Annotated in this window: 7 protein-coding genes and 2 pseudogenes; 4 read left to right on the top strand and 5 right to left on the bottom strand. The window is 45.1% G+C overall.

Annotation, left to right across the window (positions count from 1 at the left end):
• Positions 1-742: 742 nt before the first annotated feature.
• The 3 genes from EWV68_RS18170 to EWV68_RS18160 are packed head-to-tail and all read right to left on the bottom strand — an operon-like array spanning position 743 to position 3,233.
• Positions 743-1,567: an ABC transporter ATP-binding protein gene (locus EWV68_RS18170; RefSeq protein ID WP_061431630.1), complete on the bottom strand. Its 825-nt coding sequence runs from the start codon at positions 1,565-1,567 to the stop codon at positions 743-745.
• A 13-nt stretch (positions 1,568-1,580) separates the two neighbouring features.
• Entirely contained in the window at positions 1,581-2,642 is a 1,062-nt protein-coding gene (locus EWV68_RS18165) for a taurine ABC transporter substrate-binding protein (protein ID WP_287170617.1), read from the bottom strand.
• Between the two features lie 12 nt (positions 2,643-2,654).
• Entirely contained in the window at positions 2,655-3,233 is a 579-nt protein-coding gene (locus EWV68_RS18160) for an ABC transporter permease (protein ID WP_239698076.1), read from the bottom strand.
• 767 nt (positions 3,234-4,000) lie between these two features.
• Between EWV68_RS18160 and EWV68_RS18155 the strand changes: the two genes are divergently transcribed.
• From EWV68_RS18155 to EWV68_RS18145, 3 genes and pseudogenes are all read left to right on the top strand, one after another.
• Positions 4,001-5,545 carry an iron uptake porin gene (locus tag EWV68_RS18155; RefSeq protein WP_353737378.1) on the top strand — a complete coding sequence of 515 codons (1,545 nt, stop codon included), beginning with the start codon at positions 4,001-4,003 and terminating at the stop codon, positions 5,543-5,545.
• A 94-nt stretch (positions 5,546-5,639) separates the two neighbouring features.
• Positions 5,640-6,563, top strand: a complete 924-nt coding sequence (locus EWV68_RS18150; protein ID WP_061431627.1) for a TauD/TfdA dioxygenase family protein — start codon at positions 5,640-5,642, stop codon at positions 6,561-6,563.
• A gap of 379 nt (positions 6,564-6,942) precedes the next feature.
• A pseudogene (locus tag EWV68_RS18145) lies at positions 6,943-7,188 on the top strand (glutaminase); the annotation flags it as partial.
• 148 nt (positions 7,189-7,336) lie between these two features.
• On the opposite strand, the gene EWV68_RS18140 reads toward EWV68_RS18145, so the two are convergent.
• The gene (locus EWV68_RS18140; protein ID WP_287170616.1) at positions 7,337-10,456 is read right to left on the bottom strand and encodes a TIGR03032 family protein; all 3,120 of its coding nucleotides are present in this window, start codon (positions 10,454-10,456) and stop codon (positions 7,337-7,339) included.
• A gap of 360 nt (positions 10,457-10,816) precedes the next feature.
• On the opposite strand from EWV68_RS18140, the gene tumA reads away from it, so the two are divergent.
• On the top strand, positions 10,817-11,047 hold the full coding sequence (gene tumA, locus EWV68_RS18135; RefSeq protein ID WP_002771674.1) for an antitoxin TumA: 231 nt from the start codon (positions 10,817-10,819) through the stop codon (positions 11,045-11,047).
• A 360-nt stretch (positions 11,048-11,407) separates the two neighbouring features.
• On the opposite strand, the pseudogene EWV68_RS18130 reads toward tumA, so the two are convergent.
• A pseudogene (locus tag EWV68_RS18130) lies at positions 11,408-11,716 on the bottom strand (bluetail domain-containing putative surface protein); the annotation flags it as partial.
• Positions 11,717-11,835 lie beyond the last annotated feature (119 nt).

The raw sequence follows: 11,835 nt of genomic DNA, 5'->3' as shown, positions 1-11,835 counted from the left end.
CCTATATCGGTAATAATTTGATAATTGGTAACGACAACTCCTTCTAGGTGAAGTAGCTCGGTCATTAACTTTAATTGTGGATTTGATGGCATAAGTATAGCTTGTGTCTAAAATTGCTGATCTTGGCTGTCTATATTTTAACCAATAAATTGCTGTATTGCAAGCATAGTGAGCTTTTAAAGATAAATTATTGTTTTTATTGGTCAGCTATAGTTGTCTGTTTTTTCTTTGATTTTACACGACAAGTTCGGAAGAGCCACAAATTTTTGAACCTAAAAGGAACCTCTATTCAAGGCTATCGACACCTAGAAAATATCGGTATAGTTTGACCAGTCGAATCGAAAAATAAAAAAGCAACGGCTCGACTGAGCTCGCTGAACGTCCGAAGTCTGCCGACCGCCTGATCCCAACAAACAATTTAAATTACGAACAGCTTAGTGTTTTGTTGGCCAAGGGTCAACGAGGATAAAAGGGAAATCAGAAATAATAAATTTTTTTTATCAATACATCGACAAAAATCAATGATGTCATGGCGAGGGGAGGACACCGGCGACCGCCTTGATCTTTCAGGCAATTCGCCCCCCGAAGCAATCTGCCCCGTCCTGAGGTTTATTCTCTGTCACCCTAACTTAGAACAGTGAAAGTTATGTGAAAGTAAGGTTGAGGTTAAGAAAGTTTTAAAATGTAGCAAATGTACTTGACAGCGACAACTTTATTGAAATCCCCAAACCCGATCGAGTGACTAGATATCGTCAGTCCGAATACTATCGACCAAATTCTGCCGCATCTCCAGGAATTCCCGAGATAGCCGCAAAGAAGCCGGGGTTACCTCGTGGTCACGGTAGGCGAAAGGATTGACGATATCCTTGACCACGCGACCGGGACGAGCGTGCAGGATAACGATGCGGGTGGCAAGCAATAAAGTCTCTTCCACGTCATGGGTGATGAAAAAGATCGTTTTCCCCGTTCTCTGCCAGATGCCTCTGAGATGGGTTTGGAGCGATTCGCGGGTGAGTGCGTCGAGGGCGCCGAAAGGTTCGTCCATGAGAATAATCGCTGGTTCGGCGGCGAGGGTACGTGCGATCGCTGCCCGTTGTTGCATCCCCCCGGAAAGCTGATAGGGGAGAAAATTCGCTGCTTCAGAGAGTCCCACCATCTCCAAAGTGGCAGATACTCTTTGTTGGCGTTCCCGATCGCTTACTCCTTTCATTTTCGGGCCAAACTCGACATTTTTGGTGATCGTTAACCAGGGGAACAGGTTAGGACGTTGGAACACGACCCCCACATCGGGATCGGGTTCGGTGTGCCGTCTCCCTGCGACGGTGACTATTCCCGTCGTCGGCGGTTGGTAGCCAGCCAAGACCCGTAATAAGGTCGTCTTACCACACCCTGAAGACCCTAAGACGCAGACGAAATCTCCTGCGAACAAACTCAGATTGATGTCGCGCAGAACTTCATTTCCCTCGCTACCCGATCCGAAAGTAACGCCGACATTGGCTAGTTCGCAAACGCTCACTTCTTGTGTCCGGGTCTCGGAGGTAGTTTTCGGCTCAAAAGAGTAACTCATGGATTTTCAGAAACTAGAGGGCTTTGGTAAGGAGGCTTTTTTGAAAGGCCGCCAGATCGGGTGCGCTGGTGATTTTCTTCTGGTTGACTGCGAAATCTGCCGATTCCTTGAGGATTCTGGCGAAGTCACCTGGATTGTCCGTCGTCCCCAGATATTTCGGCGATCGCTGTTCGCTCGAATCCAACCAGATCAACTCTTTGACCGCAGCGGCCGTTTCCTCCGGCGTGATATTCAGTTCCTTGGCTAAAGCTTTGATCGCGCTCTCCGGCTCGCTTCGGTATGTCTTAACCGCCTCATCCAACACGGCGATATATCGCTTAACCACCTCAGGATACTGTCTGGCGAATTCCGTTCGCACCACCCCAAGATCCGCTGTGATAATGCCTTTTTTAGCCAGATCGGCCGAGGAGATCAGCACCGTTCCCCCGTCTTTCTGGAGTTTACTGAGATTCGGTTGCCAGACGTAACTCGCATCGATATCACCCCTCTGCCAAGCGGCGACGATATCCGGGGGTTGTAGATCCAAGATTTTCAGATCTTTCTCGGGAATATTTTCCAGCACCAGTAGGGATTCCAAGGAAAAGTGAGCGGTGGAACCGAAGGGAGTGGCGACTTTTTTGCCCTTGAGATCGGCGATCGAATTGATGCCTTTCTTAGCGATCAACGCCTCCGCCGCACCGATCACGTCGAGGATAAAATACACCTGATAGGGTAATCCACTGGCGATACCCACGCTGGCGGGAACCGTACCCAACGCCCCGAAATCGATTCCTTTGGCGGCGATCGCCGTGTTCACGTCCCGTCCCGAATCGAAGCTGATGTATTCTACTTTGGAATCGGCAAAAGCTTTCTCGGTCAGACCCAAGGCTTTCGCCAGGAGTTCGGGATTGGGGATCACCTGATAGCCGATGCGGATTTTTTCCGGAATTGTTCCGGTCGTGGCGGGGGACGGAGAGGAAGAACTTCCTGTCTTCTCGCTGACACAGCTAGAGAGGATCACAGGTACACTCGCGCCCAACAAACCTAACAATACTTCTCGACGTTTGATTAACATAAGATATCTCGTTACAATCACTAAGAAAAAAACTCAGGCATCCCGACCGATCCAGGGCAATTGGGTTTTCTCTATCCAACGGATCGTCGCGTCGATCGCTATGGCGATTAACCCCATGATGATAATGCCGACGAAAATAACATCGCTCCGGAGAAATTTACTGGCATCAAGTACCATCCAACCGATACCCGAAGCAGCGGCCACCATTTCGGCCGCCACTAGGGTGGAATAGGAAACCCCGATCGCCGTTCGCAATCCGGTGAAGATTTCCGGCAAGCAGGATGGGAAAATGACATAGAAAAATAACTGCCAGCCGGAAGCGCCGAGGGATCGTGCGCCGTTGATCCGGTTGATCGGGATCCGTTCTACTCCAGAAACCACCGCTAAAAAAAGCGGGGCGAAGGCCGCCAGGAATAAAAGGGCGACTTTCGACGGATTCTCGATGCCTAACCAGATGACTAACAGGGTGTAGTAAGCGAGGGGGGGTAGCGGTCGGTAGAACTCGATAATCGGGTCGAAGGCGGCTCGGATCGGTTTGGAGAAACCGCATAACATACCCAAGGGGATGGCGGTAACAGTCGCCAGCACTAGCGCCGCGATCAGTCGGTACATACTCTGAAAAATGTGATAGAGAAGCGAGTGGCCCTTGTAGCCATTTTGCAGAATATCGACAAATGCCGACCAAACCGCCGCTGGCGAGGGGAGAAACAGGGGATTGACCCAGCCTAAAGACGTACTGAGAGACCAGAGGGCGAAGATCAGCAGCACCGCTCCCAGAGAGATCGCTCGCTCCGAGGTCACAAAACGATAGATCGGGGATTTTCGAGAAGGATTTCGGGTCGGTGTCCTTTCCGGTTTCAAAACCATACAACTCCCTCGCGGCTAATAGGAAAAGAGTGATCGTTTCTGGGGAATAAATGAGCGAACTACGGCTAATTTTTCTCGTATCGCCTAATCACGAATTCGTAAAGTTAGCTAGTCCATCGATATTTCATTATGCTACGGCAAGCCGACCGAAAAAGTCAAGTTTATTGATCAAAATAAACTCATCTGATTTGGTATAAATTGTACTTGACAAAGATTTCTGGTGTTGCTGATTTGAGATACAAATCTTCTTTCGTGGAATTTTAAAACCTAGACCCAAAGCGATTTTGCCTGGGTACAAGGTGGCTATTTATACCTTGATTCAGCCAAGCCAAAAAAAGTAACCAAGCGGCCATATATAATAACTAATGGAACGACCTAGCGAAGAGTCTGGATATCCTGACAAAACTTGCGCTGATCGGAAATTTGTGTCATACTCCTCGATCAATCAATCAATAAATACAGTATGCCTATCAAATTACTGTATTTAATTCGCGGTGAAGGAGTCTATAAGTATGTTCGAGCGATTTCTAGTTCGATTATTTTCGGGTTCGGTTTTGGTCGGGATGGCCCTGGCGAGCGCGAATCCGTCGCGGGCCGAGGAAAAATTTTTAGAAAACCAGCCGCCGATGGCCCAGATCACTTCAGTTTCCCAATTGCGGGACATATCGCCGAGCGCATGGGCCTATCAAGCACTGCAACAATTAGTGGAACAGTACGGCTGTATCGTCGGCTATCCCGACAGAACATTTCGGGGCGATCGAGCCTTAACGCGATGGGAGTTCGCTGCGGGCTTAAACGCCTGTCTGAACACGATCGAGCGGTTACTTCAGGAAAATGTAGCGATCGCCCGCGAGGATATCGTTCAGCTTAACCGATTGGCGGAGGAATTCGCTGCCGAGTTGGCGGCCTTGGGTGCCAGGCTCGACAATCTCGAACAGCGCACCGCTTTTCTAGAAGATCATCAATTCTCGACGACGACGAAACTGAAGGGAGAAGCAATCTTTGCCCTGACCGACGCGTTCCAAGGTTCGATACAGGGAAGTAACCTTGTGTTTCAAGATCGGGTTCGTCTATCCTTGGAGTCTAGCTTTACTGGAAAAGACCTCTTAACCGTCCGATTGGCGGCCAGTAGTACGGCCCGATTGCGACTCCCCGGATTCCCCAATAACGCCCAGGGCAACCAAACCTTTAACCTGCCGCCGGGGAACGGGAACGATATCGTCCTCGACTGGCTCGCCTACGAGTTTCCCGTGGGCGATCTGTACGTCTATCTCCCGGCCTATAGCGGTCGCTGGTGGGATTTCGCCCCGACCCTCAACCCCGTGATCGGGGGAGGGACGAACGGCCGGAAAGCCCTCAGTATCTTCGCCCAATTCAATCCCGTCTATACCCTCGGCGGGGGTTCGGGAGTCGGTCTCAATTACAACATCGGCAAGCAGTTTACCATCAGTGCCGGCTATCTGGCGGGAGACGATATATCGGGAAATCCCAATCCGGGAAACGGTTTATTTAACGGGGAATATAACACCCTGTTCCAACTAGCTTGGTTGCCCGGCGCGAACGCGGGTATCGCGCTCACCTACGTCCACGCCTATCAACCGGACGGACCTCTGTTCGACTTCGGCACGGGAGGGGCGAAAATCGGTACGGCTCCCGCGAACGCGCCCTTTAGCGGGCCGGTTTCCTCGAACTCCTACGGGGCTTCGGGTTTCTTCCAGTTTAACCCCTACTTGATTCTTAACGGTTTCTTCGGTTACACCAACGCCCGAACCACTAGCGGTTCCGGTAGTGCCGATATCTGGTACTATGCCCTAGGACTCGGCTTTCCCGATTTGGGGAAAGAGGGGAATTTAGGCGGTCTCGTGGTGGGCGCAGAGCCGTATCGGGGAGATACTAGCCCGAACGATCTCTCGCTCCATCTGGAGGCGTTTTATAAGTACCAATTGACGAAGAATATCTCGATCACGCCGGGGGTGATCTGGATCACCGCGCCTAACCAGAACGCAGGAAATCCCGACGGGATCATCGGGACAGTCAGAACCACGTTTACTTTCTAAAAGACATCCCGTTATCGCCACATTTGCTCTTGCATTTTATCGTATTTAATTCACTGATCAGATCGGTGAGAACTAGGAACTGGAGGATAAATCTATGGGTTTCAACTACTTCAATATTCAGCCGATCGCCGGGCGAATTGGAGCCGAGATCGTTGGCATCGATCTGAGTCAAAATCTGAGCGATGATCTAATCGCCGAGATCCGTAAAGCGTTGATTCAATACAAAGTTATTTTTTTTCGACAACAAACCTTAGACGAAAAGGGTCACATCGCTTTCGCCCGTCGTTTCGGCGAGTTGACGAAAGCTCACCCCACTGTACCGGGTTACTTAACGGATTATCCTGAAATTTTCGATTTAGATTATCGGCGACACCATGCCTATACGGATCTTTGGCATACGGACGTTACTTTTGTCGAACGACCGCCCCTAGGCTCGATTTTACGTGCGGTTATTATTCCGCCCTATGGAGGGGATACGATTTGGGCTAATACGGTGACAGCCTATGAAGATTTGCCACCCCATTTGCAAGCCTTAGCCGATCACCTGTGGGTTGTTCATACCAATTATTCGGATTATGCCGCTTCTACGGTTGAGATTTCCCAAGCTAAACGGGATTACGCCAAGGTTTTTCAATCGACAATTTATGAGGCTATCCATCCGGCGGTACGGGTTCATCCCGAATCCGGTGAGCGCTCACTGGTGTTAGGGTCCTTCGCCCGTCGGATTAAAGGACTTTCTTCAGAGGATTCTTTCGATACCCTCAAACTTTTGCAATCCTACGTCACCCGTCCGGAAAACACGGTACGTTGGCGTTGGCAAGTCGGGGATATCGCTTTTTGGGATAATCGTTCCACCCAGCATTACGCGATTGCCGACTATGGCGATCGCCCCCGTCGGGTGCAACGGATCACGATCTCGGGCGATGTTCCGGTTAGTCTTGACGGGCAACGCGGTGGTGTGGTTATGGGAGATATTAGTGATTATGTTCCCGTTTCCCAAGAGAAAGACACCGATTGAGTCAATTTAAAGGTTATTGATTAGCTCGAGCGACAGGAATTGCAGCATCTCCTGGGCGAGATGGGCAGCCTGCACCCGGATTTCAGGAACGGCAATGGACTCCCAAAGATTACCATTATTCTAAGGGCGATATTTAATCCGATACTTTTTGTTAACACACATTAACAATGCAGGCTCTTCGTTACTTGGTATGATTCGCTCAGGGGGCATAAATCGGCTAAATCCTTATCTGGCAAGAGACTTAGTTGATTAGCTCGTTCTAGCTCGAAAAGAATTGGCAAAAATTGCATAACACAAACCGAAGAACCACAATGCACTTTAAGAGAATCTCTTAAAGTGGGGGTATCTCCCAAAGTCTAAAACCTTTGGTTTTAGACTTTTGATTTTAGCTGCTCCTTTTGGTGAAATTATTCTAGAAATTATGACTAATTGCGGTCTTTATGAAGCTTCCCAACAATTCGCCCTTGAGGTGGGTTTTCCCACTAAATCGGGAGTCAGTGAGGCCCTATTATCAATTGTACCAGAACAGGGAGCGATCGCTTGTTATAGTCCTCTGTTAAATGAGCAAGGTAATTCAATTTTAGGACTTAATTTACTAACACATATCAGTCATTTTATCAAGTAAATTTAATATATGAAAATAAGCTTTAATTCCTCAAAAAAATGCCGATACTTTTTCTGATTTTTCTGGCCAAGTACCGTGAAAACTGGGAGGGATAAAGTTGATTTTGTCAAGGATTGTTAAGATGCGCTTACCCTGATAATTCCAGTGATCAATTGGCTATCTTGATCATCTCTGGTGATTTTCCCGCAGCATAAATATCCCACATTGTCCGATAAGCTTTTTCTAAATTGCGGGTAAAACGAAGGGTATCAAATAACGGATAAGTCAGACGATTTTGTGCTAATTTCTGTTTAATTTCCTGCAATTTATCAGGAGATTTTGCTAAATTAATCGCTAAATTTTTATACTCCTCTAAATTCTTAGTAATTAATTCAGGTAGGCCAATAGCTGTCAGTAAACTAGCACCAACACGGGAAGGAAAAGTTGCACCAGGACAAGTTATAATCGGTAAACCTGCCCATAAAGCATCACTCCCAGTAGTATGAGCATTATAGTATAAAGTATCAAGAAATAAATCAGCTAGTTGATGTCGCGCCAAATGTTCCGGCTTAGGTTGGAGATGGGCAAAAATTAAGCGATCGCCCTCAATTCCTCGCGCTTGTGCTTCCCGACGTAGATTTGCTTCCGCTTCAGCTACTCTCGAAAATAACCATAACACACTACCTGGAACATTAGCCAAAATTTGCATCCATACAGTGAATACTTGCGGCTCAATTTTATAGGTATGGTTGAAACAACAAAAGACAAAACCCGATTCAGGAAGACCATAATGGGAACGAGTAACAGGTTTAGATGATATAATTTGTTGATAATCATTAGCCTGATAACTATCCGGTAAAATTACCAATTTTTCAGTAAAATCATCAGCAGATTCTGGTGGTGTAACTATGGCATCACCAATAATATAGTCGATAAAATCTGCTCCCATTGTCCCCGGATAAACCAAATAATTAACTTGAATCGGTGCAGGTTTTAAAGCCAATATTTGTGTCCGCGCCTTATCAATATATCCCATCAAATCCACTAAAATATGAACCCCATCATGAAAAATCCGTTGTGCAGATTCCGTAATTGATAAAGTAGCAATATCATAAAAGCGATCGCAATCATTAGCAATGCGACGACGATATTCACTACCATCATCAGGACCATAGGAATAGGCAATTATTTCAAAGTTATTGCGATCATGTAAACCAAAGACACTTTGCATCAAATGACTGGTGGGATGATTACGAAAATCATGGCATAAATAACCTATTTTTAATCGTCCAGATCGGGTGCGGGAATGGTTAAAGTTGAGGGGTTTAGTCCCTAAGGCTAATTGTCTTTTAACCTCTTGAGCATAGTTAGAAGCTACTTGCAATTGTTGACTAGCAGACCAAGGTTTATATAAGGTATCAAAGGGAGTTACTGCGGTAGATTTTCCCTCTTGTAACTGGTTTTCGGTTAATTGCCAAAGTTGGATTAAATCAGCTTCTCTTGTCTCCCAATTACAAGTCATTTCCTTCATAGAAAATAAGCAAGCAAAAGCCTCTGGGGAATTAGGTTGAATGGCTAAAGCTTGCTTAAATACGCTCATAGCCGTTTCTACTTTGTCCTGTCTTCCTAACGCTAAAGCTAAACTATTGTAAGCTTTAATGTATTTAGGATTAAGCTTAATTGCTGTTTGAAAATAAGCGATCGCTTCTTCAATTTTTCCCTGTAGTTGTAACACATTGCCTAAATTAAAGTGTGCTTCTGGATAATTAGGGTTTTTCCTGATTGCTTCTTGAAACTTTACCCCAGCATCCCCTAACTTATCCTGCATTTGTAAGACTAAACCTAAATTATTCTCAGCAAAAGCATAGTTTTGATCGCTACGAATAGCTTGGTTAAAGCAAATAATCGCCTCGTCTAAATCTCCCTTGCTAACTGCTATTATTCCTAAATTATTGTGGCTTTCTGCATAATTAGGATTAATAAGTAAAGCTTGCTTGTAAGCCAAAATAGCTTGATCAATTTGTCCTAAACTATCCATGATTACCCCCAACTGATGCCAAGCAGCTGCATATTGGGGAGATTGATTAATTAATTGTTGATAGAGAGCGATCGCTTCTTCAAGCTTAAGCTGTTTTTGCAAGGTGTATGCTTGCTGATAAAGGGTATCTGCTGGGGAAATATCAGGCTGATTATTTGCTATATTTCCTCCCACTAAAGGAGAAATAGGATCAAGAGTAATAATTTTACTGATGTCATCATTTTGGAATCCTAAAGCTTGGGGACGTTTAACTCCTTCTAAGACTTGTATATCATAAAGTTCAGTCACTTCACCTTCTAAGCGTATCCAGTGAACAACTTCACCTGTTTTCAAATCAATAATTAGCAGACCACAGCGAGGATCTGCTTCTTTAGCCATTAAATTATCATCTAAGATTAACCCCGAAAAAGTCTTATCTACCCCACGATTTTTAGATAATCCAACAATGGCATAATTTCCGACAAATGCTAAACCGCGCAGAAAACCAGGACAAAAAGTAACAGGCTCAAAAATGCCTTTGTCTTGATCAATATAACCAAAGTAACCCGTACCCGCATTTAATAACCATAACTTACCCTGATAAAATCGGGGAGAATGAGGCATAGATAAACCAGTAGCAATCACTTCATTAGACTGAATATCAATGACACAACCGCCAGTTTGTCTTCTGTCTCTCCACCCATCCACCACATCTGATTGACTACAAGCGGTAACATAACGCGCCTTCCCATCTACCAAAGCTAAACCATTGAGATGACAACGATCTTCATTGACTAAAGCGGAAATAAACGACGGTTTCCATAGAGGAATGCAACTATGGCGATCGCTGACTGTCGCCAGACAATTTAACATGGTACTGATAAATATAATTCTTTTAGAGAGATTTTCTATTGCCAAATCGTGAATATCTAAATCCCCAGTAGTATAACTAATACGGGGGATATAAAGTTTATCGTAACCATCATAAAGCTGTTCGGATGATAGCACATTATCTAACTGCCAGATTTGATAGCGGGAACTAAGATAAATCCTTTCTGGGGTAGCATATAAACCCATGGCGCGGTCAAATATCCGCTCAAATCCCGACATCCCCCTGTGGGGGTTAACTCCTAAAAACATCAGTCGAGAACTTTGATAGGTAGTAAAAGCCAGACTAATCTGCTGAGACTCTAACCAATCAATGAAATTACGGGAAGCAATTATCTCTACGGGGATAGATTGATTAGTATTGGGAGTTGATTGATTCATCATAACCACAAAGACACAAAGATTAGCCAGTAGGGTGTGTTAGCGATAGCATAACGCACCGATTTAATAATAGAGGTGGTGCGTTACGGCGGATTGTTAATTTTGGTTTTTTGACCGAATTGATGGCCGCAAATACGCACCCTACACCTAAATTAGGTGTGTCAGTCCACTACGATTTATGTTTTTGTTTGAGCGCGATCGTTTATAATCAAAATATCATGGACGCGGGCCGATGAAGACGCAAGGTTTTGAACGACGATTCTCTCAAAATCTTGCACCTGTTTCGCTCGTAAAGCCCCAAAACCTTTACTTTGCCTACATTTCAAATTTATTCAGCAAACCCTATTTTGGGGTAAAAGAAAAATGCGTAAACAGACCATTCAATATACATCATCTTTAGATGCTTTGATTGCTGTTGCCAAGCGACTTAGCGTTTATGAGAACCAACATAAAATGGATTCCGAAGATTTTTATAACCAATACAATCAGGGAACATTATCAGATGATATAATATTTATAGAATGGGCAAACGATTATCGTCATTACCTTGCTTTGCGTCAAGAATTAGAACAAATATTAAATCATGCTGCTTAAACTTTTATCTGATTACCTCAATCAAGTAGAGCAAGCAATTGTGCAGCCAGTAGCCAGTAGGGTGTGTTAGCGATAGCGTAACGCACCGATTTAATAATAGAGGTGGTGCGTTACGGCGGATTGTTAATTTTGGTTTTTTGACCGAATTGATAGCCGCAAATACGCACCCTACTGGATTGTTTAAACTGGATTGTTTCAACTGCGACCTCTTCCCATGATTGATGTCCTCAGCCAGTAGGGTGTGAAGCGCGATAGCGTAACGCACCGATTTAATAATAGAGGTGGTGCGTTACGGCGGCTTGTTAATTTTGGTTTTTTGACGGAATTGTTAGCCGCCTAACGCACCCTACGCCTACTTAATTAAACAAAGAAATTACCCACTGGAATGTTCCCTAAAGCGGGCAAAGCACCAGTAAATCCGGTGATATTTATTAATAAATCATTGCTGGATTGGAAGCCAGCCGCGCTATCATTAATAACGAGGTAAGTTCCAGCTATTGCACCAGTTGTTACCTGCACTAAGGCGGCACTATTAACCCCTAATCCTTGATTACCTGTAATCGCTCCATTAGCATCAGTAAATACTTGATTGATTAAATTCTGTAAAGTGGTGACAGTGCTATTAGCAGCACGACTGAAATTGCTAGGCGCACTCGTGGCAGTTCCACCTTAGAACTCTTGCAAATTAATTATATGTTATAATGATGGGTTAACTAATTTTCCCCAAAAAATTAGTTAATCAGTACATTCGTCCTGAATGAAAACTTGAAGTTTAACTTTTAACTCAA

Source organism: Microcystis sp. M_QC_C_20170808_M9Col, from assembly GCF_007095495.1.
Classification (GTDB): Bacteria; Cyanobacteriota; Cyanobacteriia; order Cyanobacteriales; family Microcystaceae; genus Microcystis; species Microcystis aeruginosa.
Note: the sequence above shows the minus strand (reverse complement) of the source record. Positions and strands in the feature narration are given on the sequence as shown.